The 26253-nt window shown below is 58.6% G+C and carries 23 protein-coding genes and 1 pseudogene; 18 read left to right on the top strand and 6 right to left on the bottom strand.

Annotated features, from left to right (window positions below):
- A partial coding sequence (locus QDY28_RS28105) for a thiamine pyrophosphate-binding protein (protein ID WP_331384601.1) occupies nt 1–145 on the bottom strand: 145 nt, incomplete at its 3' end.
- A 534-nt stretch (nt 146–679) separates the two neighbouring features.
- Here QDY28_RS28105 and QDY28_RS28110 point away from each other — a divergent pair.
- From QDY28_RS28110 to QDY28_RS28165, 12 genes are read left to right on the top strand one after another with little or no spacing between them, the layout of a single operon-like run.
- On the top strand, nt 680–1348 hold the full coding sequence (locus QDY28_RS28110; RefSeq protein WP_331384578.1) for a cytochrome c3 family protein: 669 nt from the start codon (nt 680–682) through the stop codon (nt 1346–1348).
- 4 nt (nt 1349–1352) lie between these two features.
- On the top strand, nt 1353–4304 hold the full coding sequence (locus QDY28_RS28115; protein WP_331384579.1) for a 4Fe-4S dicluster domain-containing protein: 2952 nt from the start codon (nt 1353–1355) through the stop codon (nt 4302–4304).
- Complete coding sequence (gene nrfD, locus QDY28_RS28120; protein WP_331384580.1) at nt 4301–5629, top strand: NrfD/PsrC family molybdoenzyme membrane anchor subunit; 1329 nt, start codon at nt 4301–4303, stop codon at nt 5627–5629. Before QDY28_RS28115 ends, nrfD begins: the two co-directional genes overlap by 4 nt.
- A complete protein-coding gene (locus tag QDY28_RS28125; RefSeq protein ID WP_331384581.1) occupies nt 5622–6182 on the top strand; it encodes a DUF3341 domain-containing protein in 561 nt (186 codons plus the stop codon). The genes nrfD and QDY28_RS28125 overlap by 8 nt, the downstream gene beginning before the upstream one ends.
- The gene (locus QDY28_RS28130; protein WP_331384582.1) at nt 6179–6712 is read left to right on the top strand and encodes a c-type cytochrome; all 534 of its coding nucleotides are present in this window, start codon (nt 6179–6181) and stop codon (nt 6710–6712) included. The genes QDY28_RS28125 and QDY28_RS28130 overlap by 4 nt, the downstream gene beginning before the upstream one ends.
- Complete coding sequence (locus tag QDY28_RS28135) at nt 6709–7770, top strand: hypothetical protein (RefSeq protein ID WP_331384583.1); 1062 nt, start codon at nt 6709–6711, stop codon at nt 7768–7770. Before QDY28_RS28130 ends, QDY28_RS28135 begins: the two co-directional genes overlap by 4 nt.
- Nucleotides 7767–8165, top strand: coding sequence for a hypothetical protein (locus QDY28_RS28140; protein WP_331384584.1), 399 nt, complete (start codon nt 7767–7769; stop codon nt 8163–8165). The genes QDY28_RS28135 and QDY28_RS28140 overlap by 4 nt, the downstream gene beginning before the upstream one ends.
- Nucleotides 8162–8980: an SCO family protein gene (locus QDY28_RS28145; protein ID WP_331384585.1), complete on the top strand. Its 819-nt coding sequence runs from the start codon at nt 8162–8164 to the stop codon at nt 8978–8980. Before QDY28_RS28140 ends, QDY28_RS28145 begins: the two co-directional genes overlap by 4 nt.
- The gene (gene coxB, locus QDY28_RS28150; RefSeq protein WP_331384586.1) at nt 8977–9918 is read left to right on the top strand and encodes a cytochrome c oxidase subunit II; all 942 of its coding nucleotides are present in this window, start codon (nt 8977–8979) and stop codon (nt 9916–9918) included. Before QDY28_RS28145 ends, coxB begins: the two co-directional genes overlap by 4 nt.
- Nucleotides 9919–9968: 50 nt before the next feature.
- Nucleotides 9969–11585, top strand: coding sequence for a cytochrome c oxidase subunit I (gene ctaD, locus QDY28_RS28155; protein WP_331384602.1), 1617 nt, complete (start codon nt 9969–9971; stop codon nt 11583–11585).
- Nucleotides 11578–12213 carry a cytochrome c oxidase subunit 3 gene (locus QDY28_RS28160; RefSeq protein WP_331384587.1) on the top strand — a complete coding sequence of 212 codons (636 nt, stop codon included), beginning with the start codon at nt 11578–11580 and terminating at the stop codon, nt 12211–12213. The genes ctaD and QDY28_RS28160 overlap by 8 nt, the downstream gene beginning before the upstream one ends.
- Nucleotides 12214–12218: 5 nt before the next feature.
- On the top strand, nt 12219–12491 hold the full coding sequence (locus QDY28_RS28165) for a cytochrome C oxidase subunit IV family protein (protein ID WP_331384588.1): 273 nt from the start codon (nt 12219–12221) through the stop codon (nt 12489–12491).
- Nucleotides 12492–12591: 100 nt separating this feature from the next.
- Here the strand turns inward: QDY28_RS28165 and QDY28_RS28170 are convergent, their stop codons facing one another.
- Entirely contained in the window at nt 12592–13356 is a 765-nt protein-coding gene (locus QDY28_RS28170) for a nucleotidyl transferase AbiEii/AbiGii toxin family protein (protein ID WP_331384603.1), read from the bottom strand.
- Between the two features lie 106 nt (nt 13357–13462).
- Nucleotides 13463–13950: pseudogene (locus QDY28_RS28175) on the bottom strand (SOS response-associated peptidase family protein); the annotation flags it as partial.
- Nucleotides 13951–14159: 209 nt separating this feature from the next.
- Between QDY28_RS28175 and QDY28_RS28180 the strand changes: the two are divergent.
- A complete protein-coding gene (locus tag QDY28_RS28180; protein WP_331384589.1) occupies nt 14160–15077 on the top strand; it encodes an alpha/beta hydrolase in 918 nt (305 codons plus the stop codon).
- Between the two features lie 420 nt (nt 15078–15497).
- Here QDY28_RS28180 and QDY28_RS28185 read toward each other — a convergent pair whose 3' ends face one another.
- Nucleotides 15498–16427 carry a LysR family transcriptional regulator gene (locus tag QDY28_RS28185; RefSeq protein ID WP_331384590.1) on the bottom strand — a complete coding sequence of 310 codons (930 nt, stop codon included), beginning with the start codon at nt 16425–16427 and terminating at the stop codon, nt 15498–15500.
- A 272-nt stretch (nt 16428–16699) separates the two neighbouring features.
- On the opposite strand from QDY28_RS28185, the gene QDY28_RS28190 reads away from it, so the two are divergent.
- From QDY28_RS28190 to QDY28_RS28210, 5 genes are all read left to right on the top strand, one after another.
- Nucleotides 16700–17566 (top strand): alpha/beta fold hydrolase, encoded by an 867-nt coding sequence (locus QDY28_RS28190; RefSeq protein WP_331384591.1) that lies wholly within the window; start codon nt 16700–16702, stop codon nt 17564–17566.
- A gap of 15 nt (nt 17567–17581) precedes the next feature.
- Nucleotides 17582–19249 (top strand): acyl-CoA synthetase, encoded by a 1668-nt coding sequence (locus tag QDY28_RS28195; RefSeq protein ID WP_331384592.1) that lies wholly within the window; start codon nt 17582–17584, stop codon nt 19247–19249.
- A 55-nt stretch (nt 19250–19304) separates the two neighbouring features.
- Nucleotides 19305–20735, top strand: coding sequence for an aldehyde dehydrogenase family protein (locus tag QDY28_RS28200; RefSeq protein ID WP_442967608.1), 1431 nt, complete (start codon nt 19305–19307; stop codon nt 20733–20735).
- A gap of 174 nt (nt 20736–20909) precedes the next feature.
- Nucleotides 20910–22379, top strand: coding sequence for an NADP-dependent succinate-semialdehyde dehydrogenase (gene gabD, locus QDY28_RS28205; protein ID WP_331384593.1), 1470 nt, complete (start codon nt 20910–20912; stop codon nt 22377–22379).
- A gap of 440 nt (nt 22380–22819) precedes the next feature.
- Nucleotides 22820–23359 carry a VOC family protein gene (locus QDY28_RS28210; protein ID WP_331384594.1) on the top strand — a complete coding sequence of 180 codons (540 nt, stop codon included), beginning with the start codon at nt 22820–22822 and terminating at the stop codon, nt 23357–23359.
- A 261-nt stretch (nt 23360–23620) separates the two neighbouring features.
- On the opposite strand, the gene QDY28_RS28215 is transcribed toward QDY28_RS28210, so the two are convergent.
- Together QDY28_RS28215 and QDY28_RS28220 are read right to left on the bottom strand one after the other, a co-directional pair.
- Nucleotides 23621–24412, bottom strand: a complete 792-nt coding sequence (locus QDY28_RS28215; RefSeq protein ID WP_331384595.1) for an IclR family transcriptional regulator — start codon at nt 24410–24412, stop codon at nt 23621–23623.
- Nucleotides 24413–24460: 48 nt separating this feature from the next.
- Nucleotides 24461–26167 carry an acetolactate synthase catalytic subunit gene (locus tag QDY28_RS28220; RefSeq protein WP_331384596.1) on the bottom strand — a complete coding sequence of 569 codons (1707 nt, stop codon included), beginning with the start codon at nt 26165–26167 and terminating at the stop codon, nt 24461–24463.
- Between the last annotated feature and the right edge of the window lie 86 nt (nt 26168–26253).

Below are 26253 nucleotides of genomic sequence, written 5' to 3' on the forward strand. Positions count from 1 at the left end.
GGGCTTGCACGAATGAAATCTTGTCCTTTGCGCGGTTCAGTGCCCCGAACATGCCGTTGATGCCATCGCCGGGATAGCCGAACATTCGACGCACGCCCCACTCCAGCAGGCGCCTTACAATGAAATCGCCAACCGTCATCGCCATGTTTCGGCTCCATAGAAATTCGGATGTGCCTCGAACGGTCCGAAGTTGAGAATGTTCCTATTCGAAGACAAAAGGTCGCAGACCGTCCGAGAACGGTATGCTTCCGAACGGGCGCCTCCGTAAGCGCCGCCTGTGAAGTGTCAAGGCCGGCTGACGGAATGTTTCTTGGATAGGAGGTGCGACTTCTCGTCAGGCGATATTCTTCGCTCAAAAGCTCCAGATCATAGCTTGCGGCGCGCATAGCTTCAAATGGGCGATGCGCATCATCGTTCCAGCCCTACATTGCTAACCAGCAGCCGACGGCGAGGAACTTGCTTTCTTCGCCCGCGGCGCAGTCAAGACTAAGGGGCGGGTTTGGAGCCGGCCGCGCCTTCCGATCTCGGTGATGTACCCCACGGCTGAATAGATTGTTGCATCGCCCAAGAAGGCAGGTGCCCACAGCGGTGGGAAAGCAAAATCACAAGGGAGAAGGCGGGGAACTTTCGTTCTTACCTGACGTTTGACGTCGTTATACAATCAATGCAGGGGAACTCGGTGGCGCAGATTTTCACGGCTTCTGCAGATACTAGACTGCGCGCCTTCCTGCTCGCCGCCGCCATCCTCATATTTTTACTGATCCTGTTTGTGGGCGGCTATGCCAGCTCAAGCTATGGAACTCTGATCGGCTGGGTGCAGGATCAGCCTGTTCCCTTCAGCCATGAGCATCACGTCGCCGGCCTCGGCATCGACTGCCGTTATTGCCACACGTCTGTCGAAACGAGCGCATATGCCGGCCTGCCGGCGACCCATATCTGCATGAGCTGTCATTCGCAGATATGGACCGGAGCACCCATGCTGGCGGCGGTCAGGCACAGTCTGGCGGCGAACGTCCCGTTGCGATGGAACCGTGTGTCACGGCTGCCGGACTATGTCTATTTCAACCATTCGATCCATGTTACCCGTGGCGTTCCCTGCGTGACCTGCCACGGTCGCGTCGATCAGATGCCGCTCATGTCGCGCGCACGACCCTTTCAGATGCAGTGGTGTCTGAACTGTCATCGAGACCCCGCGCCGAACCTGCGCCCGCCTGACCAGGTGACGCGGATGGACTGGTCCGATTGGGACGCTCATCCCGAACAACACAAGGATTTTGGCGCGCTCGTGGTGAAAGCCTACGGCATCGAGCCGGCCAAACTCACTCAATGCAACATCTGTCACAGGTGATTTGATGACCAACCGCCCGTCCTCCGAGGAAGCAATCCGCAAGCGGCTCGCCGGCAAGACGGGGCGGCATTTCCAGAGGGTTTTGAAAGAACTCTCCGACACGGAGCCTTTCAAACGATACGCAAGGGAGCAGTTTCCGGCACTTCATAGCCGCCCGATCAACCTCGATCGCCGTTCGCTGCTGAAGGTCATGGGGGCTTCGCTGGCCCTTGCCGGCCTATCGGCATGTAAGGGCGAAGAGGACGAAACCGCGTTGCCCTATGTCGAGGCTCCCGACGGCATGACGGTGGGCGTGGCGAAATGGTATTCAACGGCGGTCATTTTTGTCGGCTCTGCGCAGCCGGTCCTCGGCAAGACGTTTACCGGCCGCCCTGTCAAATTGGAAGGCAATCCGGACCATCCAGCATCGAAGGGTACAACGGACGCCTTCACGCAGGCAGCTCTTCTCGGCCTTTACGATCCGGGCCGTTCGCAAACTCCGCTGCACTTCGGCAAACCGGTGGACTGGAGCGCCTTCGATGCGGAGATGGCCACGAATGCGAACGCTTTGGACAAGCTGCAGGGGGAAGGCTTTCGCCTGCTGACAGGGCCTGTGAGCTCCCCGACGCTGTTTCGGCAGATAGGCGCGATGATGAAGCGTTGGCCAAGGGCGCGCTGGCATGTCTGCGATCCGGTCTCGGACGCGCTTCGGCTCGCCGCGACCGCCCAAGTATTCGGCCGGCCATTGATCATGCATCCGGCCTTCGATGCTGCCGAAACGATCGTAAGCCTCGACGACGATTTTCTCGGCCCCGGTCCGAGGCAGACGCTCAACGCGCGCCTCTTTGGCGATCGCCGCCGATTGCGGCAGGCGCGGCAAGGCCCATCCCGCCTCTTCGTCGCCGAACCCACTCCGTCGACGACCGGCTCCGTCGCGGACATGCGGCTCGCCGCATCCGTCTCGACGATGGATCGCCTGCTTCGGGCGCTGGGCGGGCGCATCGGCTTGGATGGTCTCGGCAATGTCGAACTCTCTGACAAGGAACGTCGATGGATCGACGTCGCCTCGGATGCGCTCAAAGCCTCGCAGCATAACGCATTGCTTCTCGTCGGCGCGCATCACGACGAGAATACCCAGTCGCTCGGATTGCTGCTGAATGAAAAGCTCGGAAGCCTCGGCACCACCCTGCGTTTCTCCGACCCTATCGTTGCCACGCCGCCCGACGGTGCGCAATCGCTCGAGGCGCTTGCGGCAGATATGCAGGCGGGCAAAGTCTCGACGCTCGCGATCGTCGGCATCGATCCGGCCTATATGGCGCCGGCCGATCTCGATTTCCGCAAAGCCCTGCGAAAGGTGGGGCTCAGCATCCATGCAGCGCAGCATGTCGATGAGACTGCCTCCTTCTGCCAATGGCATGTCCCGCTTCAGCACGATCTCGAAAGTTGGAGTGATGCACGCGCGGTCGACGGCACCATAAGCCTCATTCAACCGCTGGTCCGGCCGTTCTATGACGTGCGTTCGGCGCACGCAGTGTTGGAAAACTTGGTGGGACACGCCGCAGTGGACCGGGATGTCGTGCAGCAGACCTGGAAAACGGCATGGGGAACCGATTTCGACAGTCGCTGGCGCGACAGCCTCAACCGAGGCTTCGTGGAGGGCAGCGCACCGCCGCTGATCGTGCCGACGGTTACCGGCCGACAAATTCCCCCCTCTGCCATCGATGCCGCCGTGGCTCTGACGCTCGTCCTCCGCCCCGATGCTGGCATTTGGGACGGTACGCTTTCCGAAAACGCCTGGGCGCAGGAGACACCCCGCCCGCTGACCAAGATCACCTGGGGCAATGTCATTCTCCTCAGTCCGCAGCTTGCGGCTGAGAAGGGGCTGAAGAATGGTGACGAGGTTCGGCTGGCGGTAGATGCCGTTTCGATCACCGGCCCGGTGTGGATCATGCCGGGTCAGGAAACGCAGACGCTGACAGTCACGCTTGGTTACGGCCGGAAACTGAAGGACTCGATCGCCGCAAATCTCGGTTACGACGCTTACCTGCTGCGGCGATCCAATGAACTGTGGCACAGGAACAACGTCAGAATCGAGCCGACGGGCAAGACGCTGACGGTCGCGACGACGCAACTGAACCAGGCAATGGACGGTTTCGATTTCGTCCGCAGCGTAGACGTCGGCGAGCTCGAGCCGCAATCGCAGAGGAGCGACAAGAAGGAGCAGCCCTCGTTCTATCCGGGCAAGCCAAAGTCCGACCCTTCCTGGGGAATGTCGATCGACCTCGACCTTTGCATCGGCTGCAACGCCTGTGTCACCGCCTGTCAGGCTGAAAATAATATTCCGGTCGTCGGCAAGGACCTGATCGCCGAAGGCCGGCAAATGCATTGGATTCGCATCGATCACTATTACGAAGGCGATGTCACGGAGCCGAAATCCTATTTCGAGCCGGTTCCCTGCATGCATTGCGAGCAGGCACCTTGCGAAATGGGCTGCCCTGTCAACGCCGCCGTCCACAGCATCGAGGGGCTGAACCTGCAGGTCTACAACCGTTGCATCGGCACACGCACCTGTTCGTCCTATTGCCCATACAAGGTCCGCCGCTTCAACTGGTTCGACTACACCGGAAACGATGCCGAATCCGTCAAAGCCATGCGCAACCCGGACGTGACCGTACGAAGCCGCGGCGTCATGGAGAAATGCACATACTGCGTGCAGCGCATCGCCGAAGCTCGCATCGTTGCCGATAAAGAGGGCCGGCCTATCCGCGATGGTGAAGTCGTAACCGCCTGCCAGCAAGCCTGTCCAACGCAGGCGATTGTTTTCGGCAACGTCGCCGATCCCAATTCCGCTGTCAGCCGCCGTAAGGCGGAATCACGGGATTATACGTTGCTTGAGGAGGCCAATACCCGCCCGCGGACGACCTATCTCGCCCGCATAGAGGATAAGAGCATCCTCCGGAAGGAGGCTAAGGCATGAGCGATGTAACGGCAGGTCGTAACGAACCGAAGATCACCCGGATCCCACTGAAATATCCGGCCCCCAGGGCATGGTGGGCCTGCTTTTTGGTGTCGCTGCTGCTGCTCATAAGCTTCGTCGTGTCGTCGGCGGTTCTGCTCATCTACGGGGTGGGCGTCTGGGGCGAAAACATTCCTGTCAATTGGGGTTTGGCGATCGCCAACTACATCTGGTTTCTCGGCATTGGACACGCCGGGACGCTGATCTCGGCGTTGCTTCTGCTTCTAAGCGCGCACTGGCGCAACTCGCTGAACCGCTTCGCCGAGGCGATGACCCTCTTTGCCGTTGTCTGCGCAGGCCTATACCCAATCCTTCATCTCGGACGTCCCTGGTTTTTTTATTGGATCGCGCCCTATCCGAATACCATGACGATCTCGCCGCAATTCAAAAGTCCCTTGAGCTGGGATTTTTTCGCGGTGCTGACCTATCTCACCGTCTCGATTCTCTTCTGGTATATCGGCATCGTCCCCGATCTTGCCACCGTCCGCGATCGGGCAAAAAAACGCTGGCAGCAGGTGTTCTACGGCCTCGCAGCGCTTGGCTGGCGCGGTTCGGCGAGGCATTGGGCACGCTGGAACCAGTCCTATCGACTGACCGCCGCCATAGCGGTGCCTCTGGTGGTTTCGGTTCACTCGGAAGTTTCGCTGCTCTTTGCCGCTGGTCCGATACCCGGTTGGACCTCGACGGTCTTCCCGCCATATTTCGTGCTGGGCGCGGCCTTTTCCGGCTTTGCCGTCGTGGCGATGATTGCCGTGACGCTGCGCCATGCGCTGGGGCTCGGCGATCTCGTCACCGAGCGCCATCTCGACTTGCTCGGATGCTTCGTGCTGGCAACGGGATTGATGACGGCCTACGGCTATGTCGCGGAGGTCTTCGACAGCCTCTATGGCGGCGATCGGCAGGACGTCGGGACGATGGTGGATCGGCTGACCGGCATCTACGCCTATAGCTACTGGGGCGCGGTCATCCTCAATTTCGTGCCGCTGCAGCTTTTATGGTATGGCGCCGTTCGCCGCCAGCCGGTCATTCTGTTCCTGATCGGCCTTTCGGTCACCATCGGCATGTGGTTCGAGCGCTATATGCTGCTGACGACATCGCTTTATCGCGATTATCTCGTCTCCTCCTGGGGCGTCTACCATCCAAGCATTTGGGAGTGGGGCCTTTTTGCCGGTATGCTCGGCGTTTTCTTCACGCCCTTCCTGTTGTTCGTGCGCTTCCTTCCGGTCATCTCGGCCTTCGAAGTCAAAGAGGCGCTCAGGGAAACGGGGGATTTGAGCCATGCATGAACCCAGCCCGAAAAGTGCGGTTTTCGGCCTGCTCGCCGAATTCGACAGACCAGAACGGCTGGTGGAAGGCGTCAAGCGCGCACGCAAGGCCGGCTTTCGGGCTTTAGACGCCTATTCGCCCTATCCGGTGCAGGAACTGACCGACGTGCTGGATCTTAAAGAACACATCGTGCCGTGGCTGACTTTTGCCGGCGGGATCGTCGGTGCCGCCGTCGCCTATGGTCTGCAGGTCTACACCAACTATGCCTATCAGATCATTATCGGCGCGCGCCCGCTTTATGCCTGGCAGTCCTTCATGCTGATCACCTTCGAGCTGACCGTGCTTTTCGCCGTGCTGTTTGCGGTCTTCGGCATGCTTCTGCTGAACCGTCTGCCACGCCTCCATCATCCGCTTTTCGATGTCGACGCGTTTCATTTGGCGAGCTCGGACAAGTTCTTTCTCGTGCTTTTCAGCAACGATGCCCGGTTCCATCTGAAACGCACGCGGGCTTTTCTGGAAGGCCTCGATCCGGTGCGCGTCGAAACCGTGGAACATACGGAGCAGCCGGAATGAGAAGTGCACCGCTCTATCTCGTACCCGTTCTGCTGCTCGCAGCCTGCGACGACATGAACCACCAGCCGCGCTACGATTCCTATGAAAAGAGTTCGCTCTTTGCCGACGGCAAGTCGCTGCAGGCGCCGCCGCAAGGGACAGTCGCGCGCGATGCTGCCCAAGAATACGCCGCTCTTGCCAATCGTCCGACGATGACAGCCGAATTGCTGCGGCGTGGACAGGAACGCTTCGGCATCTATTGCACGCCCTGCCACGACACCGATGGCGATGGCAACGGCACAGTGCCGGCGCGCGGCTTTCCGCATCCGCCGAGTTTCCATATCGACCGGCTGCGCAATGCTCCTTCGCGCTATTTCGTCGACGTCATGAACAATGGCCATGGCGTGATGTATTCCTATGCCGACAGGGTTCCTCCGGCCGATCGCTGGGCGATCGCAGCCTATATCCGTGCGCTGCAATTCAGTCGGAACGCTCCCGTCGCCATTCTGCCGCCGGAAGATCGAGCACGGTTGGAAGGGGCGGGATCATGAGCCGCGTCGAAGCCCTGCCGAGCAACATGCTCGCCGTAAGTGGCGTGATCTTTTGCCTGACGGCGCTGGCGATGACACTGTTCTCGCCCCAAGCGGCGCTGATCGGCTGGCTGGCGGCCCTCGTCTTCATGAGCGCATTGCCGCTCGGCGCCCTCTGCCTGACGATGATGATGCGCATCATTCCCGGCATCTGGCGTGACGAGTTGCTGACCGTCGCCGAGCCGGCGCTGCTGCTGTTGCCGCTCGCTCTCGTTGCCTCGCTACCGATCATGATCGGGCTTCCCTGGATCTACGAATGGGCGCGAGAGGCGCCGCTGGGGGCTTTCAAGAAGGTCTATCTGACGCCGCTTTTCTTCGATGCTCGCACCCTGGCGATCCTTTCGGGAGCCTGCTGGCTTGCGTGGGCGCTGGTAGCGAGACCCCGCCGTTCTCTGTCGCTGGCCTCGGGGGGACTCATAGCCTTCGTGCTTTTGCATGAGCTCTTGTCGGTCGACTGGTTGATGTCGCTCGATCCGCAATTCCATTCCTCCGGCTTCGGCCTCTATATACTGGCAAGTCAGATGTTGACGGCACTGTCGCTGCTGATCGTGCTGCGGCTATCCGCCGCTCCCGTAAGGCGGCCTGGCGTGCTAGGTGGCCTCCTGCTGACCGCGATCCTCTTCTGGGTCTATCTCGCCTTTATGCAGTATTTCATCATCTGGTCCGGCAATCTTCCTAAGGGGGTTGCCTGGTATCAGCGACGCGGCGAGGGCATTTGGGCGTTTGCCGAATACCTGATCACGCTGCTGCATCTTCTGCCGCTGTTGCTGCTGTTTTTCCCGCCTGTCCGCACATCTCCGGCATGGCTGATCACGCTGTCGGTTGCTGTGCTTGCCGGCGCACTGTTGGAATATGCTTGGCTGACGATGCCTGAGTTGACGGAGCATCTTGGGCCTGCGATTTCGGCCTATCTCCTGTCGCTGACCGGCTTCACGCAGATTGGCTTGGCGGTCCTTGCCCGGTCGACGGTTCTGCTTGTGCGATTGAGACCGAGCTATCAGGCGGAGGTCTCGCAATGAGCCCGATCTTTCGCAGACGGCGGCAACCGCCGAAGACAGAGCCGGATTACGAGACGCGCGAGGTTTCGCCGCGCATCGTCCTGCTGTGGACTTCAGCGCTCTTCATTGGGGTGGGGCTCTCGGTGCTGGCTGCCTTCGGCATTCTTCGCTGGGTCGAGCCTTCGATGCGGTCTGTTCTTGCGAGCTCTCAAACCCAGGAACGAAACGGTCCTCGTCTTGAGGTTTCTCCCTCTGCCGATCGCTATGCGCTGCAGCGCGACGCCGAGAGCCGGTTGCAGGGCTATGGCTGGACCGACAGGGCAACGCAGACGGCACACATTCCGATCGAGCGCGCCATGGCGCTTCTCGCCGCCCGCGGCTGGCCGGATCAGGACAAAGGGGAGGCGGCCAAATGATGATGCGCCACCTTCTTCCGCTGGTGTTCGCGCTGCTGGGATTTACCGGCAGTCAGGCCGCGGCGGCAGCCTTCGATCCGTTTGCCGTCACCGGCATCGAACAAAAGTTGGACGCGAAAATCCCGCTCGATCAAACTTTCACGGACGAGGGGGGTCATAGCGTGACGCTGCGCGGACTTGCCGCCGGCAAGCCGATCGTGCTGGCGCCGGTACTGCACAATTGCCCGAACATCTGCGGGGTGACCTTGTCGGGTCTCATGGAGGCTGTGCGGGAGCAGCCGTTTCGGCCGCCGGGCGATTTCGCCATCATCGCCTTTGGGATCGATCCCCGCGAAGGGCCCACTGAGGCGCAAAATTCCCTCGATCAATTGCGCCGCCGCTTTCCCTTGCTGACCGCCCGGGGTGTGCATGCGCTGACCGGCACGGAGTCCGATATCCATGCCGTGACGAACGCGCTCGGCTATCGCTATGCCTGGGATCCCGATATCGGCCAATATGCGCATGACGCCGCCGTCGCCGTCCTGACGCCGGATGGACGATTGAGCCGCTGGCTCTACGGACTTGCGCCTGAGGGTAACGATCTGAAGCTGGCGCTGACGGAGGCAGGGCAGGGGCAGATCGGAAGTTGGGGCGATCAGCTCCTGTTGCTTTGCTACCATTATGATCCGGCCACTGGGCGCTATTCCCCGCTTGTTCACACGGCCCTGCAGATGGCAGGCGGGGTGACGGTGTTGACTGGCGGCGGGCTGTTGGCATTCGCCCTATTACGCGAGAGACGGCGCGAAAAGCCATCGGTTCGGGGGAGGAGAAATTGACTTTCATCTCCCTCTGGCCCCCGAGCACAACCGGTTACAGCCACCAGGTGGATTTGCTGGTGATCGCCTTCACGGTACTGATCGTCGCGCTTTCGGCGCCGGTCTTCATCCTGATCGCCGTCTTTGCGGTCAAGTACCGCCGCGGCAGGCCAGCGGACCGGAAGCATTCTTCGAACCGCAACATGCCGCTCGAAGTCTCCTGGTCCGTCGTTCCGTTCGTCGCGTTGCTGGGCTTCTACGTTTGGTCGACCGAGCTGTTCGCAAGCCTTCGTCATGCTCCGGCCGATGCCCTGCAGATCGACGTCGTTGCCAAGCAATGGATGTGGAAATTCCAGCATCCGCAGGGGCAAGCGGAAATCAATGAGCTTCACGTGCCGGCAGGAGAACCGGTCAAGCTTACGATGGCCTCGCAGGACGTCATCCATAGCCTCTTCATCCCCGCCTTGCGTATCAAGCAGGACGTGGTGCCCGGCCGCTACACGACGAGCTGGTTCAGCGCCGACAAGCCTGGGGTCTACCGCATCGCCTGCTCGCAATATTGCGGCAGCAACCATTCCGAAATGACGGGCAGCTTCGTCGTCATGACGCCGGCGGATTATGCCAAATGGCTGAGCCAATCCTCCAACGATCTCACGCTTGCGGCGGACGGAGCGGCACTTTTCCGCAGCCGCGGTTGCAGCGGCTGCCATGATCCCGCATCGACCACCCGAGCGCCCTCGCTCGTTGGACTCTATGGCAATCCGGTGCCGCTGCAGTCCGGCGAGGTCGTGATCGCCGACGACCAATATATCCGCGACAGCATCCTTCTGCCGCAGTCGCAGGTCGCGGCAGGATATCAGCCGATCATGCCGACATTCCAGAATGTACTCAGTGAAGAGGATGTCCTGAAGATCGTCGCCTATATCAAATCGTTGCAGCCGGGGGAGGCGACCCAGTGACGATCACCACGGAACAGCGCCCGAACCCCTCCAATCTCGATGATCGTGGCCTGTCGGAAACGGCAGCCGAACGCATCAGCTATTTGCGCGCCGGCCATAGCCTGAAATCCTGGCTGCTGACGACAGACCACAAGCGCATCGCGATCCTTTATGTGCTGTCGATCACCTTCTTCTTTTTTGTCGGGGCTGTTGCCGCGGCGCTGATCCGCCTTGATCTGTTGACGCCGGCTGGCGATCTGTTGACCAATGAGGGCTACAACCGCGCTTTCACCATCCACGGCGTCGTCATGGTCTGGTTCTTCCTGATCCCGTCGATCCCGAACACATTCGGCAATTTCCTCCTTCCGCTGATGATCGGCGCCAGGGATCTCGCCTTTCCCAAACTTAATCTCCTGAGCTGGTACATCTACATGATTGCCGGTCTCTTCACCGTCTTCATAATGATCGCCGGCGGTGTCGATACCGGGTGGACCTTCTATACGCCGCTGTCGACCATGTATGCCAACGGCAATGTCATCCTTGCGGCAAGCGCTGTTTTCATCGTCGGCTTTTCTTCGATCCTCACCGGGCTCAATTTCATCGTTACTGTGCACAAGCTGCGCTGCCCCGGCATGACCTGGGGCCGGCTGCCGCTGTTCGTATGGTCGATTTACGCCACCTCATTGGTCCTGGTGCTGGCGACACCGGTATTGTCGATCACGCTCGTCCTGATCTCCCTCGAGAGGCTTTTCGGCCTCGGCATCTTCAATCCGGCGCTCGGGGGCGATCCGCTGCTTTATCAGCACCTCTTCTGGTTCTACAGCCATCCGGCTGTTTACATCATGGTGCTGCCGGCCCTCGGAGTCATCAGCGAGCTGGTGGCGGCCGGAGCACGCAAGCCGATCTTCGGCTATCAGTTCGTCGCTGCCTCATCGGTCGCGATTGCCGCTCTCGGCTTCTTTGTGTGGGGGCACCATATGTTCGTCTCAGGCCAGTCGACCTATGCGAGCGCCGCTTTTTCGTTCTTGAGCATCGCGGTGGCAATTCCCTCCGGCATCAAGGTCTATAACTGGACTGCGACGCTGTTTAAAGGCCATATCTCGCTGGATCCGCCCTTTCTCTTTGCCATGGCCTTCATCGGCCTCTTCGTGTTCGGCGGCTTAACCGGTCTAATGCTGGCGATGTTGGCCATCGACGTGCATGTGCACGATACCTACTTCGTCATTGCGCATTTTCACTACATCATGGTCGGCGGCACGGTGTCAGCCTTCTTTGGTGCTATGCATTACTGGTGGCCGAAGATCGTCGGACGGATGTATTCGCTCGTCTGGGGGCGGCTGGCAGCCATTTTCATCTTTCTCGGCTTCAACTTGACCTTCTTCCCGCAATTTCTGCTGGGCTACCTCGGCATGCCGAGGCGCTACCATGTCTACCCGCCGGAATTTCAGGTTCTGAACGTCTTCTCCTCGGTCGGCGCTACACTGCTCGGCGCCGCCTACCTCATGCCCTTCATCTATTTCATTCATTCGCTGCGGTACGGAGCGCCCGCCGGCGACAATCCATGGGGTGCGACCGGGCTCGAATGGACGACGCCGTCACCGCCGCCGAAGCATAATTTCGACAAGGTGCCGCTCGTCGACAAGCCGCCTTACGACTATCCGGTGGAGATGGAGGGTGACGATGCCTGAGACTTTGCCCGTCACTGAGCCCTATCGTGATGCCCGGCAGCAGCACGAAGCGGCGATGATGGGCATGTACATCTTTCTCGGCAGCGAGATCATGTTGTTCGGCGGTATCTACTCCGTTGCCGCCGCGCTTCGATTGGCGCATGCGGCGGAAGTGATCCAGGCGTCGCATGCCCTGCATTTCGGCATTGGGGGCATAAATACGGCAGTGCTGCTGACATCGAGCTTGTTCGTGGCGCTTGGGGTCGAAGCGGGCAGGGGCGGCAAGGCGAGTGCGGCTGCCGCTTGGCTCGCTGCGGCCGCCGTTCTCGGCCTCGGCTTCCTCGCGATCAAGGCCTACGAATATCATCTGGAGTTTACCGAGGGGTTGCTGCCTGTGCCCGGCGTGCAATCGCGCTATGTCACCGGCGTCCAGCACCTCTTCATGGATCTCTATCTGATTGCCACCGCTCTGCACGCCTTGCACTTGACGATCGGCGTTGTGCTTTTGGCGACGCTGGCGGTTCAAACGACGCGCGGGACTATCCCGCTGCCCCAGCGGGCCATCGTGCTGATCACCGCCGGACTTTACTGGCATCTGGTCGATGTCGTCTGGGTCTTCCTCTATCCCGTCTTCTATCTGGCGAGGTGAGTGGAATGCGCCTTGCCAATCCGCTCGTTCTGATTTGGATAATCCTTATGCTTCTGCTGGCCACGACCATCGGCGCCAGTTTCCTGCTGACCGGCATAATCGGCCTAACGGTCAGCCTATCGATCGCCTTGGCGAAATCCGCTCTGATTTACTGGCGCTACATGCACCTGAATGAGGCGACTGCTCTGTTTCGGATGGCAGCGCTCGCTGCGGCCGTCTGGTTGTTGATCTTGCTGCTGTTTCTCTGCGTCGACTATCTCACGCGCTCTTTTGCATGATTTATTGGGGCTCACGACGTGACGAACACAGCCAAAACGATCCACTTGGGTGCGAAGATCCGCGGTTAGCTTGGCGGGCGGCCATGCCACAACTAGGCCGTCACGCCTCGCCATTCGGGCCTCCTAAAATATCACGCAAATGAGCAAGTGCCGCCTTGTGCTTGTTTTCCGGCATACGCTCCAGATTTTGCATTTTCCATCTGACGGCAGGAAGCTTTTCGACATCATCCAGCCCAAGAAGGTTCCAGTCCGGATTTCGTGATTTAAAGGAGATGAGGAATTTCTTCTGGTCCTCTGTCAGGGCCGCGTTAATCTCCTCGATCAGACGCTCGCGAACTTGCAGGAGTGCATCAAGGCTCACCTCATCTTGCGCCATTTGCAAAAACTCGCCTTCATAAAGGCCAGCAATATCCTTCCGCACCGGGCGCAACAGCTCGCCCATGGTGCGATTGTGGCTGATCAGGTAGACGATAAACGTCTTGACGAGATCGGGCGTCAGTCCTTCGTTTTCGAGGAGGAGTTTCACGTCGAAAAGATCGCGCGGGTGCTGGCGGTCTAAGGCGGCGCAAATCTTGCCGGCGTAGAGGTCTGGAAGCGAAAGCAGCGGCATTTCGACGTAGCCAAACTTCTCCTCGACACCGGGTGAAAACTCCCGCAGCTCTTCCGGAAATACGGATCCTCGGAGGACGGGCGATAGCTCGATCTTGATGCGGTCGCCACCCTGTGTGACGAACAGCCTGAGGGCATCGGCCCGATCCTCGAATGACCGGATGATCTCCGTATCGGGCATTGCCCGTTGGATGGTATCGGCAATGCGTCCGAGTGCGGCCGTGATGTTTTTGAGCGCTGTGTCTCGGTCGTCCATCGGCAAAGTAAACAAGGTCGATATCGACGGAGAGCCGCGGTACAGTCGGTTTGATGAGATTTCGAAATAAGACCTGAGGCAGGGCGGCGACGGGCGGCAGTCTCTGTCAACCGACCTGCTCTACAGCCAGCGTCCCCGCTGGAAGCGGCTTGATAAGAGAATTTGCTGAAACAGTCGGATCGAGCCAGTCTGCCCAGGCGCTGCGCTCGAGAATGACGATCTGCCGGTCGTGGTAAGGCGCGATGTCTGGCCCGGGCTCCATCGTCAGCATCGTGAAGGCCTGTCCGACCTCCGGCGTTTCGCGCCAGATGCCGGCGATGCAGAAGATCGGCTCGTCTTCTTTATGAACAGCCATTTGTCCGTGCGCTTCTTTTTCGGATCCTTCGGGTCGGTGAACCCGTAAAAGCCGTCGGCAACGATCAGGCAGCGATTGGAGGTGAACTCCCGACCCTCCGACCGGAAATTATAGACCGGCCGCTTGTACGGTCCGGGCCAGCTCCAGCGACGCTGCACAAGCTCGGCCTCATCGCTGGCTCCCTCGATCGTCCTGACGATCGGGCCGACGTCGGTGATCTTGATGTCCTCACGCGCTTCGTCGGTGCACTGTTACTCGAACAGAATGACGAATGGGACGTTCAGCGATCCCGATACATGACCCTTGATACCATCGCACGCCAGACGGCCTATTCGGCCCGCAATTCGCAAAGCCCCCAGATTGGGGTTATTTCGTCGCGACTGTGTAGAAAACGATTCCTCACCCGTTGGGCTAGGAAAGGGCGCAGCTCTACAACAGGAGGAAGATGATGAATATTCAAGCGCAGGAGGCCGTGAGGGCCTGGGGAAACGCTGCAGGTGCTCTGGGTGAATTGCTTCAAGGCAATGGGAGCAGTTGGGACGAAGCACGTGAAGCCTATCTCGACGCGATGGAAATGCTATTCCCCCCGCCGGAGGGGGTTTCGATTTCTCATGTCGACATGGGCGGAGTGCCCGGAACATTGATTACCCCCGAAGAAGTTGAGGAAGGAAGGGTTCTTTTCTACATCCACGGCGGCGGATATGCGAGCGGCGGCCCTAGAGCTTATCATGGTCTAGGTGGCCGTTACGCAAAATCGCTTCGTGCGAAAGTCTATATTCCCGACTATCGCCTCTCACCACAGTATCAATTTCCCGTCCCCATTGATGACGTCTTCGCCGCATACAGGTGGCTCATCGAGCGAGGAAGTGACCCGCGAGCGCTTGTCATATCTGGGGACTCCGCCGGAGGCGCGATGGTGGTGACCATCATGAGAAAAGCACGCGATGCGGGCTTGAGCTTGCCAGCCGCTGGGGTTGCTATTTCTCCATGGGCGAACCTGACACATAGTGGAGCTTCTGCTACAGAACGAGAGGGCCTCGATCCCCTGTGCACTGTCCATTTCCTCAATCTATTGGCACGCAATTTTCTGGGCAATACCCTTCCCACAGACCCAGACGCATCTCCGGTGTTTGCGGATGTGCGTGGTCTATCTCCGATTCTAGTCCAAATTGGCGAAAATGAAGTGATGCTGAGCGACGCCATTCGGTTGGCGGGACACCTTGGAGAAAATCGGGTGCGCGTTTCGCTTGAGGTGTGGCCGGGGATGTTCCATGTTTGGCATTTGTGCGGGGGATTTCTGCCCGAGGCAGATGGCGCTCTTAAGAATGCAGTGACATTCCTTGAGACGGCGATGACTGCCAGCTGACAAGAGTGATAGCCGCTCCGGCGGCTACCACTGCTGACCGTCTGCGCGCCGGCCATCGCTACCCTGTTCAGAAGTTCATTCTTGTGACGATACTTGGAGCAATCTTCGACGGAAATTAAGCTTCAATCTCGCGGAGAACAACTCGAGCCTATAATGCGCTGATGAGGCAAAGTTTGAAGGTCTAGCCTGCATTCGCCGGCATGAAAGTGAATTTGAGATGGGCGGTCATTGCGAAAACCGTTCTCTCCGGCCCGCCGACGCGCCCCCATCTTGCTGACCTGAGGGGACTGCTTGCATGGCAAACTCGCGAAGGCCGCAGAAGCACTAGAAAAGCGCAGGCTTTTGCAACTACGTTCAAGCAAGCGCAGCGCCGTTCCTGAACCCGCAGCACGCCGCAGGAAGATGGATCACAGCGACTCTTCAGCTGGAGCGTTTGACTCGAATATGCGACCATCTTTCGGCCATCAAGTCAATCAAGTGGCGGACCTTTGCCGATAGAAACTGCTTTGTGGGGTATATAGCTGTTATCGGTGCGTTTTCGGTTTGGTAGTCTGGAAGGATTCTCACCAGCCTACCCGACTTCATGCCTGTATCTGTCAGGAATGTGGGAAGCAGGGCGATGCCCATGCCCGCCAGCGCGGCGTCCAATATGGCTTCACCGTTGTCCATTTTAAGGCGGCAGCGGGCGTTCGATCTGATCCAGCCCCCACTTGGTTCGCGCAGATGTAGCACTTGCCGATGCGCAGCGCTTGCAAAGAGAAGGCAATCGTGGCTGGCAAGGTCTTCAGGGAAAAGGGGCTCTCCTTTTTTTAGTAGGTATTCTGGTGATGCACATAGGACCGCCTCGAACTGCGCGACGATTCGTGAGACGAGCCGCGTGTCCGATTTTGCGTCAGAAACGGAAGTCCCTATCCTAACCGCAAGGTCAACACCCTCTTCCACGAGATCGCTCGCCCTGTCCGTGAAGCTAACCTCAACCCTCAGGTCAGGCCACCGCTCCATGTATTCCCGGACGAGGGGCAGCACGTAGCGGCGACCGAATGCATCAGGGACAGATATTCGCAATGAGCCAGTTGGCACCCGCGGCGCCGCTCTGATGCTGGCCTCCGCCTCTTCCATGCTTGTTAAAATCAGCTTGCACCTGTCGTGAAAAGTTTTTCCCTCATCAGTCAGACTGAAGCTGCGAGTTGTTCGGTTGATCAGCCTGACTCCCAAACGGTTCTCCAGCCTAGCTAGCGATTTACCTGCGGCTGACCGGCTAAGACCCATGAGCTTCGCTCCGCCGACAAAGCCTCCAGCTTCGACGACCGACATGAACGTAATGATTTCGTCAAAATTGCCCTGCCTCATCTCGGAAACTCTCCCAGTATTCCGCGTCGTGCCTTCGAGCCTGAACCTAACCAGCTTCCTGAGGCATGAACAGTGAACTCAAGGCGGATGGTCACGCCCTTTCGTCTTTTTGCTGAAGTGGCGGTACTGGGTTCGCCAAAATACCTTCGTGATTATTGCAAATAATGAAATGTAGGTCAAATATTGACAATCATGCCGTTTCATATCAATCTCTCTAGCGCTGCGGACGAAATCAGCAGCGGTCCTAACTTGCATCTACGGGAGGAATAGAAATGGCATCGGCGATTGGCATCAGCGTCCGGGACACAGTCCTTTGGGTGGAGGATACCGGGGAAACTCATCTTCCTGCGGTCGTGTGCCTTCACTCCTTATGGCTCGACGGGACGATGTTCGGTGATTTGGTAAAGGCAGCGGCAGGCAAATTCCGAGTGATCCGTCCTGATTTCCGCGGTCAAGGTCAAAGCGCCCCGCCAACTACCGAAATCATCGATATGGAAACCTGCGCACTCGACATTGAGGCTTTGATCGAGAAGTTGGGGCTGACCTCCGTCAACCTAGTCGTGCAGTCGATGGGAGGCGACGTGGCCATCCGCATGGCGGCGCGCAGGCCGGAAGCGTACCGCTCTCTCATTATGCTGGCGTCTTCGGCCCGCGGAGGCGAAATTGATGAACTCGACTTCGTGCGCCAATGGCTGCAAAACTCGTATCAGACAGGATTTGTCGGCGACAGCCTGCAACTGCTTCGTGAGGTGATGTTCGGTGTGACCACCCGTAAGACGGTCTCTAAGCAGGTGATGCTGAAGCATTGGTCAAATATGCTGGAAGCGTCGCCGCGGTCTCTCTGGCCAGCCATTCGGGGCGTGATCGAGCGTGAGAGCGCGGTTGATCTTCTGCCGCGCATCACCACACCAAGCCTCGTCTTTTCCGGCGAAGAAGATGTGGCGCGACCGCCGGCCTGGGCGGACGAAGTAGTCGAAAACCTTCCCAATGCAAGGCTCGTTCGCCTGAAGGCTATCGGCCACAGCCCGATACTCGAAGCCCCAGAGCTCGTCATCCCGCAGATCGTCGCCTTCCTTGAAAACCCAGCCTTTGACGAATCGAGGTTTGGAAAAGGTCTGTGCAACGCATGCCGTGTTTGAAGTGAGGGGTGACCGATGAGTACGCAGGCCATTCGTGGTGCGAATGCGGACGCTTTTGCGGAGCTTTGTCCTGGCTCAGCCAACTATGTGCCATTGTCGCCGCTCAGCTTTCTGTCCAGGGCGGCTGAGGTCTATCCGGATCGAACGGCGATTATCCATGGTGATCTTCAACGAACCTGGAGCGAAACCTACGACCGTTGCAGGCGTCTTGCCTCGGCGCTGCGGCGACGCGGGATATCGCGTGGCGATACGGTCGCAATCATGGCGCCTAACATTCCGGCCATGTGCGAGGTTCACTTCGGCGTGCCGATGGCGGGGGCGGTTCTGAACACATTGAATACACGCCTCGACGCAGACGCCGTCGCTTTTCAGCTGGAACATGGTGAAGCTCGCATTGTTTTTGTTGATCGGGAGTTTGCGGCCACGGTTGGCACAGCCTTGAAGAAGCTTAGCAATCCTCCTCACGTGATAGATATTGACGATCCCATGTATAACGGAAATGGGACGAGGTTGGACCAGTTCGATTATGAGACCTTCCTTTTCGAAGGTGATCTCCGCGATAAGTGGTCTCTACCGGAGGACGAGTGGCAGCCCATCGCATTGAGCTACACGTCCGGAACCACGGGTGATCCGAAAGGCGTCGTGACCCATCATCGCGGCGCTTACTTAAATTCTCTCGGGCAGATAGTGACCTGGGCGATGCCGTTGCTGCCGGTTTATCTATGGACCTTACCGATGTTCCATTGCAACGGCTGGTGCTTTCCCTGGGCGATCGCAGCACAGGGCGGCACCAATATTTGCCTTCGCCGAGTTGATCCCCCGACCGTGATCGAACTCATGGAGAAGCACGCCGTAACTCACATGTGCGGTGCGCCGATCGTCTATTCCATGCTGATTGATGAGATGCTGCGGCTGGGAAGAGGGTTGGTGCACCAGGTGAAGGGTTTTGTGGCCGGCGCTGCTCCACCGAGTGCGATGATCGAGAGAGGAGAGCGTGTAGGGTTCGAGTTAACGCATGTTTACGGCCTCACCGAGGTCTACGGTCCCGCGGCCATATGCGTGAAGCAACCGGAATGGTCGGAAATGTCCGTGCAGAAGCGTGCGCTGCTGAACGCGCGCCAGGGTGTCTCAAGTCTGGTTCAGGAGGCAATGCGTGTCCTGGATCCACGGACAATGGAACCGGTCGCCCCGGATGGGGAGACCGTCGGCGAGATCATGTTTCGAGGTAACGTCACGATGAGCGGTTACCTCAAAAACCCGGGTGCCACCGATGCGGCTTTTGCCAATGGTTGGTTCCATAGCGGAGATCTCGCAGTTGTCGAGCCGGACGGATACGTCCGCATTACCGACCGCTCTAAGGACGTCATCATTTCTGGCGGGGAGAACATCTCGTCTCTCGAAGTAGAAGAGGTGCTGCATCGCCATCCGGCGGTTTCCCTCTCGGCGGTGGTTGCCAAGGCCGATGCACGGTGGGGGGAGGTGCCATGCGCCTTCATTGAACTGCGGGAGGGCTGCACGACGGACGCCGAGGAATTGCGTAGCTTCTGCCGCAACCATCTTGCTCGATACAAAATTCCCAAACACTACGTTTTTGGCCCGATCGCCAAGACATCCACGGGAAAGATTCAGAAATTTGCGTTGCGAGAGGCCGCTAGGTCGGTTGATACGCCGCCGGTTGCGTGATCGGCGGCGAAGGAGTGCTCACAGGTACAAAACATTTGAAAAAGGAGGAGATTGCATGAATTTTGATGGTGGATATACAATGACGATCGCTGGAAAGGCCGTCGAGGCGGCGGAAACCATCGCCGTTATCAACCCCGCGACCGAGGAAGTGATCGCGCAGGCGCCGTCGGCAAACAGATATCAGCTCGATGATGCCGTGGCCGCCGCCACTGCAGCCTTCCCTGCATGGGCTGCTTTGACCTTCGCGGCGCGCAGACATTATTTGCATGCGATGGCGGATAGGATCGAGGCGTGCAAGGAAGATCTAATGCGCCTGCTTACGCGCGAGCAAGGCAAGCCCCGTGCTGGGGCGGATTGGGAGATGACAGGCTCTATCATTTGGTGCCGCGAGACCGCAAAGCTCGACCTACCGGTCGAAGTTGTAGAAGATAGCGATGTCCGCCGCATTGAAATCCGGCACACGCCTATCGGTGTGGTCGGTGCCATTACGCCGTGGAATTACCCGGTGCTGCTAGCACTTTGGAAAATCCTGCCGGCACTGCTGGCCGGAAACACCATGGTTCTGAAGCCTTCGCCCTATACTCCTCTCACGACATTGAAGCTCGGCGAGATCTTGCGTGATGTTCTGCCAGCCGGCGTTCTCAACATTGTTTCGGGGGATAACGAACTCGGCAAATGGATAAGCGTGCATCCAGGGATCGGCAAGGTAACGTTCACCGGTTCGACGGAAACGGGCAAGCGGGTGATGGAAAGCGCATCGGGAACGCTCAAGCGCGTGACGCTCGAACTGGGCGGCAATGACGCCGCGATTGTGCTGCCGGACGTTGATCCGAAAGCCGTCGCCAAGGAATTGTTCTGGGCGGCATTTCAGAATAGCGCGCAATTGTGTGTGGCCGCAAAGCGCCTTTATATTCACGCCGAAATTTATGATGCGGTCGCACGGGAACTGGTCGATTACGCCAGGACCGTGCGCACCGGCGACGGTTCGCAACAGGGCATTGATCTCGGACCCGTCCAGAACAGGATGCAGTTCGAAAAGGTGAAGGACCTTCTAGCGGACGCGCGTGCCCAGGGCGCCAAGTTCCTCCTTGGAGGAGACGTACCTGATGGCACAGGCTATTTTATCCCAGTCACGATCATCGATAACCCGCCCGAGGATTCACGGGTGGTGGTCGAGGAAGCCTTCGGTCCCGTCCTGCCCCTGCTGAAGTTCGATGATATCGATGAAGTCATCGGGCGGGCGAACAACACTGTTTTCGGTCTTGGCGGTTCTGTATGGTCCCGCGACACTGAGATGGCACGTAAAGTCGCAGAGCGGCTGGAGACCGGGACGGTTTGGATCAATGAAATCCATATCTTTTCGCCGCATGCCACCTTCGCCGGTCACAAGCAGTCAGGGATCGGTATCGAGCATTCGCATCACGGACTGCTGGAATTCACCAACGCTCAAACGATCGTCATGAAAAAGGTGACAGAGGCTGCCTGAGACGATCGGCGTTCCCGAACAGTTGTGCCCGTCCACTGAATTTGCCGGAGCCTTCGCTCTTCACGGCATGGCAAGCCTTGGGGCGGGCGCCGCTCTGGCGCGCTCGGCGAACCAAGCGCTTGCAAGTATCAAATCAAGACAGCTTGTTCTGACAACCAAAAGAGAAGAAATACAATGAGTGGTGATAAAGTAGCGTTCCGTGATCCTTCTCTATTCCGGGAGGCGGCCTTGGCCGCCGGCGAGTGGATCGAGGCAGGTGCGGAGAACGCGATCGAGGTGAATAACCCTGCTACCGGTGAGATCATCGGCCGGGTGCCGAAGCTTGGCGCCAAAGAAACGAAGGCGGCAATCGAAGCTGCACGCGTGGCCCAGAAGGGTTGGGCGGCGCGCACGGCCAAGGATCGCGCCGGCGTTCTGCGCAAGTGGTTCGAATTGATGATCGAGAACAAGGAAGATCTCGGACGAATCCTGACGCTGGAACAGGGCAAGCCGCTGGTGGAAGCGACGGGCGAGATCATCTATGGCGCAAGCTTCGTCGAGTGGTTCGCCGAAGAGGCGCGTCGCATCTATGGCGACCTGATCCCCGGCCACCAGCCTGACAAGCGCATCCTGGTTATGAAGCAGCCAATCGGCGTCGTTGCGGCGATTACGCCCTGGAACTTCCCCAATGCGATGATCACCCGCAAGGCCGGTCCAGCCTTTGCTGCCGGCTGTGCCATGGTGTTGAAGCCGGCTGCCCAGACCCCGTTCTCGGCGATCGCGATCGCCATTCTCGCCGAGCGCGCCGGCCTGCCGAAGGGCCTCTTCAGCGTCGTCACAGGTTCCGCCCGCGAGATCGGCGCCGAAATGACCTCCAACCCGTTGGTGCGCAAGCTGACCTTCACTGGCTCGACGGAGGTCGGCGCCGAGCTCTATCGCCAGAGCGCCGGCACCATCAAGAAGCTCGGCCTTGAGCTCGGCGGCAATGCGCCGTTCATCGTCTTCGATGATGCCGATCTGGATGCTGCTGTTGAAGGTGCGCTGATCGCCAAGTTCCGCAACAACGGCCAGACCTGCGTTTGCGCCAACCGCATCTATGTGCAGGACAAGGTCTATGACGCCTTCTCCGACAAGCTCGCGAAGGCCGTCGCCAAGCTGAAGATCGGCAACGGCCTCGAAGAAGGCGTAATCCTCGGCCCGCTGATCGACAAGGCGGCGTTGGAGAAGGTGGAAGAACATATTGCCGACGCGACCTCGAAGGGCGCACGCGTGATCCAGGGTGGCAAGCGCCACACGCTCGGCGGCACTTTCTACCAGGCGACGGTTCTCGCCGATGTGACCCGGGCGATGGCCGTGGCGCGCGAGGAAACTTTCGGGCCCGTCGCGCCGCTCTTCCGCTTCACCGACGAAGCGGATGTGGTCGAGCAGGCAAACGACACCGAATTCGGCCTCGCTTCCTATTTCTACGCTAAGGATCTGGCGCGGGTGTTCCGCGTCGCCGAGGCGCTGGAATACGGCATCGTCGGCGTCAATACCGGGCTGATCTCCACGGCCGAAGCGCCGTTCGGAGGAGTCAAGCTTTCCGGCCTTGGCCGCGAGGGCTCACGCTACGGCATCGAGGAGTTTATGGACATTAAGTATGTCTGCCTTGGCGCGGTCTCCTGATAGACCAATGCGATTCTACCTTCGCGACTCTTGTTCTTATTCCCAGGGCAACGAGATTGAGCGACGGGAGAAACGAAATGCCTATAGGCGCGCAAGCCGCGGCAGAACGACGCCCGCGGCAATTTGGAACGACAACGGGAGGCTGCGTCGGCATCCTCCGCCTCGATATCAGCAGCACAATCACTAGTGTCGGTCAGCGCGAGGAAAACACCGGCAAGGCGGTCGTCATGCTAGCGCATTTTAGGCGAATTATGTTCCCCACTGCGTAGAGTGTTGTTCACCTAAGAGCTAACTATCTAATTTTCGAACGTGAAGCGGCAAATAGGAGAAATAGCAACTGAAGATGGTTTCAAATAATGAAATGCTATTCGAATAATGATTGTCGTTTTCCGCGAATGGAGTTAAATCAGGAGCAAATCTTTGCGTGGGAGGATTGAGGCGTGCGCCAGGGAAAGTTCATTCAAATCTGCGTCGTCGTCGAAGATCTCGAACGCGCGATCCGTCGTCACTCGGAGTTTTTTGGAGCGGGACCCTGGTTTCTGACAAAATGGTGGGAACCTGCAGACGATCCGAGCATCCACCGTGGAGTACGCCGCCCGCTCGGAACACAAACCGCGTTGGCGTATGGGGGAGATATGATGTTCGAACTCGTAGCTCCACAGCCCGGCTCGCAATCGGTTTTCACGGAGTGGGTCGAACGACGGGGCTACGGCGTTCATCACTACGGGTTCGGGGTAGAGGATTTCGACGGCACCTTGGACTCGCTCCATGCGGCGGAATCAGAGATCATTTTCAGCAGCAAAACGCCGCGCGGTACCCGAATCGCCATGATTGAGGGAGATGCGGAGCTTGGTGCCCTTAAGGAGTTTATAGAAATCACGCCGGCCACAAAGAACTTCTATGCCTTTATGCGGCAGCAGGCGGCATGTTGGGACGGCGAAACCTTAATTCATGCCGGCCCTGTTGCGGTCCTTGATTGAGAAGCGAAGATCGGCGTGATGACTCCGAATAATCTGGATGCCGGACACGCATGGGTTTGGTCCAATTCCCGGAGATCGCGCGATGCTGTTTCCGCCTGGAACTTGCATGGTCGGAAGCAGCTGAATAGACGCAATATTCACATGCTGCTGGCCGGCGATCGTCGTGTTCTAGGCTTGAAGCTACCTCGGTGTGCGCCAAATGGTATTTGGCGCTCGCGTAAATCATATAGCGTCGCCCACGTCTTGGCAGACGAGCGAGGTCTACATCGCGCGCCGTCGCTTCTGCTTGTCCGGAATGACATCCCGCAAGAGCGTGGTCACGCCTGTTGCGGCCAATTGGACGTCATGAATGTACTGTTCGCGCATCCGCTCCATATAGAAGTTCGGTGCAATGATGCCTACCGCTCCATAGATCCGCCCGGCGCCATCAAATACCGGCGCTGCGAGGCCGGTCGCACCTTCTTCCCATTGCTTGTCGATGGACCATCCACGAGATCGTATCAACTTCAACTCGGCCTCAAGCTGCTCGGCAATACGTTTCCGGTCACGGGCCGCGAGTCCGGCAAGGCTCTTGGCGAGTATGGCTCTGCGTGTTTCCTCATCGACATGGGCAAGCACGGCCTTGCCAGAGGCTCTAATGTGCTCGCTTCCGCTCAGCCCGACAAAAAGCCCGCTCACACGAAGGCGTCTGGTTCCTTCAGTCAGCACTTTGAGGACGACCTGATCACCTTGCAGCACCGAAACGAAAGATGTTTCGAGCGTCTGCTGAACGAGGCCGTCGACAAGAGTTGCCAAGCTCTGATCCAAATCGAACGTCTTGTGATAGGCTTGGTAGAGCGTGCCGATTTTCGCTCCAAGTTTTAAGGAGGCATCGGGTCCACGCTCGAGATAGCCAAGGGCCAGAAGCGTCCGCATCACGTGATAGCACGTGGTAATGTTGAGGTTGAGAGCAGTAGAAATTTCCTGGACGGTGGGTGCTTCAGGAGTGCTGGCCACGTACTCCAAAAATTTAAACGCACGTTCTACGGTCTGAAGTTTCTGCTGTTCAGTCATGCGCAAATGCATTGCCGCAGGGTGCGGCACCTCTCTTCTAAAGCCCGCTCAGGCATTGATGCGATCACCGTAGTTGTCCCAAACGCGCACAGGTGCATAGGCATTGGGATCGACGAGCACATCGAGCACCACAGTTCTGCCTGAATCCATGGCCGCCTGCAACGAGGGCAGGAGGTTTTCGGGATTTGTAATTCGCTCCCCCTGCGCACCCACCGCTCTCGCAATTGCGGCGTGATCCGTCGCGACAAATTCGATTGCGCTTGTAGTTTCGCCGAAGAATGCATTCTCTGCATGGCGCTGATAGGCCAGGATATTGTTGTTCAAAACCACAACAACAAGTGGGACGTTCTCTCGTACACAGGTCTCAAGTTCCGACCAGACGTGTGCAAATCCGCCATCTCCGACAAGAGCTACTACGCGGGAATTCGGACTTGCCAGCTTGGCGCCCATGCCGAGCGGTAGCCCCCAACCTAGTCCGGCCAGACCGCGCGGCAACAGGAACCGCTGACCGGCGCCACGCGCCGTGAGATAGCTGCTGACCCAAATGGAAGCGTAGCTTGCGTCCGCCACAACGATATCATCGCGCCGTAGGACTGTGTCCAGATCCGCAAGCAGCTTCTCTGGTAAGATCGGATGCGCCTGTGCGACGCTGAGAGGCGCCATGACATCTTTGTGGCGCCTGCGTCCGTCGGCGATCCGCTGAGCAATTTTCGCAGACGCCGCGCGGCGCTTTTCAAGATCGCATTGCTGCAACGCGTCGGCAAGATCCGTCAGGGCCGACCGTGCGTCGCCAACAAGCCGCAGTGACTCGTAGTTGCGTCCGACTTCCAACGCGTCAATGTCGATGTGAATGTAGCGCGCATTTGGCGAGGTCAGGGTCCACCCATCCGTTCCATTTTCGTTGGTGCGAGTACCAACGAAAAGAACGACGTCAGCCTCCGAGACTATGTCCTTGTGAAAAAACACTGGACCTCGCTTACCCGTCACGTTGGCAGCAACACCAACTGAGAGGGGGGCAGCCTCGTCAATCGCTCCCTTGCCCATATTCGTCGTTGCCACGGGCAGATAGCCGACGGTCTGTAGCCGGGTGAGTGCGCTGACCGCGTCGGATACATGAACCCCGCCGCCGGCGATGACGACCGGTGCATCCGCCTTAGCCAGCAGTTCGGCGGCTCTGGCCACCGCATCGGCTTGCGGACGTGGCCGGTCGAGCGGAAACCGGCCGAGATCCACTGTGCGCGGAAAGCGGCTGGGCTCCGCCTGCTGGTTCAGAACATCCTTGGGGAGCAGCAGGACAACCGGGCCTGGGCGACCGCTGTTTGCCACGCCGATTGCAAGATCAACATAGTCTTCGGCGCGAGACGGGTCGTCAATGCGGCGGGTCCATTTCGAGACCCCTTCAAAAAGCGCGAAATGGTCGAGCTCCTGGAAAGCATTTCGGTCTCTTTGTGAGGCGGGTACTTCCTGCGCAAGTACGAGCATGGGGATGGACGCCTTCAGCGCCTCTGCCATCGGCGCCACTGCCAATGTGGCCGCAGGGCCGTTTTGCAGAGCGATAGCGCTGATCCGGTTAGAAACTCGGGAGTAGCCGTCCGCCATGACGCCGGCGGCGTTCTCTGTGCGGTAAAAGACTTGCCGGATGCCGATCCTTTCAGCGGCCAGCATCAAAGCCGTCGGGTTACTCTGTCCAAAGATGATGTCGATACCGTGTCGCTTGAGTGCTGCGGCGACGACGTCTGCAACGGTCTTTATCATGTTTTCTTCCTCACCAGGATTTCATTATCTGAAGTTTATTTCAAATAACGAATAATAGATAACTGTGCAGAATGCAATGCTCTGAA

It is taken from the genome of Rhizobium sp. BR 362 (genome assembly GCF_036528765.1).
GTDB lineage: Bacteria > Pseudomonadota > Alphaproteobacteria > Rhizobiales > Rhizobiaceae > Rhizobium.

Excerpts from the sequence above, each read along its gene's own strand:
- QDY28_RS28115 (WP_331384579.1), top strand. The coding sequence starts at position 1,353 with ATGACCAACCGCCCGTCCTCCGAGGAAGCAATCCGCAAGCGGCTCGCC.
- QDY28_RS28140 (WP_331384584.1), top strand. The coding sequence starts at position 7,767 with ATGAGCCCGATCTTTCGCAGACGGCGGCAACCGCCGAAGACAGAGCCG.
- QDY28_RS28200 (WP_442967608.1), top strand. The coding sequence starts at position 19,305 with ATGAATTTTGATGGTGGATATACAATGACGATCGCTGGAAAGGCCGTC.
- QDY28_RS28170 (WP_331384603.1), bottom strand. The coding sequence starts at position 13,356 with ATGGACGACCGAGACACAGCGCTCAAAAACATCACGGCCGCACTCGGA.
- nrfD (WP_331384580.1), top strand. The coding sequence starts at position 4,301 with ATGAGCGATGTAACGGCAGGTCGTAACGAACCGAAGATCACCCGGATC.
- QDY28_RS28160 (WP_331384587.1), top strand. The coding sequence starts at position 11,578 with ATGCCTGAGACTTTGCCCGTCACTGAGCCCTATCGTGATGCCCGGCAG.
- QDY28_RS28195 (WP_331384592.1), top strand. The coding sequence starts at position 17,582 with ATGAGTACGCAGGCCATTCGTGGTGCGAATGCGGACGCTTTTGCGGAG.
- QDY28_RS28220 (WP_331384596.1), bottom strand. The coding sequence starts at position 26,167 with ATGATAAAGACCGTTGCAGACGTCGTCGCCGCAGCACTCAAGCGACAC.
- QDY28_RS28190 (WP_331384591.1), top strand. The coding sequence starts at position 16,700 with ATGGCATCGGCGATTGGCATCAGCGTCCGGGACACAGTCCTTTGGGTG.
- QDY28_RS28125 (WP_331384581.1), top strand. The coding sequence starts at position 5,622 with ATGCATGAACCCAGCCCGAAAAGTGCGGTTTTCGGCCTGCTCGCCGAA.
- QDY28_RS28165 (WP_331384588.1), top strand. The coding sequence starts at position 12,219 with ATGCGCCTTGCCAATCCGCTCGTTCTGATTTGGATAATCCTTATGCTT.
- QDY28_RS28135 (WP_331384583.1), top strand. The coding sequence starts at position 6,709 with ATGAGCCGCGTCGAAGCCCTGCCGAGCAACATGCTCGCCGTAAGTGGC.
- QDY28_RS28130 (WP_331384582.1), top strand. The coding sequence starts at position 6,179 with ATGAGAAGTGCACCGCTCTATCTCGTACCCGTTCTGCTGCTCGCAGCC.
- QDY28_RS28185 (WP_331384590.1), bottom strand. The coding sequence starts at position 16,427 with ATGAGGCAGGGCAATTTTGACGAAATCATTACGTTCATGTCGGTCGTC.
- QDY28_RS28180 (WP_331384589.1), top strand. The coding sequence starts at position 14,160 with ATGAATATTCAAGCGCAGGAGGCCGTGAGGGCCTGGGGAAACGCTGCA.
- QDY28_RS28215 (WP_331384595.1), bottom strand. The coding sequence starts at position 24,412 with ATGACTGAACAGCAGAAACTTCAGACCGTAGAACGTGCGTTTAAATTT.
- gabD (WP_331384593.1), top strand. The coding sequence starts at position 20,910 with ATGAGTGGTGATAAAGTAGCGTTCCGTGATCCTTCTCTATTCCGGGAG.
- QDY28_RS28145 (WP_331384585.1), top strand. The coding sequence starts at position 8,162 with ATGATGATGCGCCACCTTCTTCCGCTGGTGTTCGCGCTGCTGGGATTT.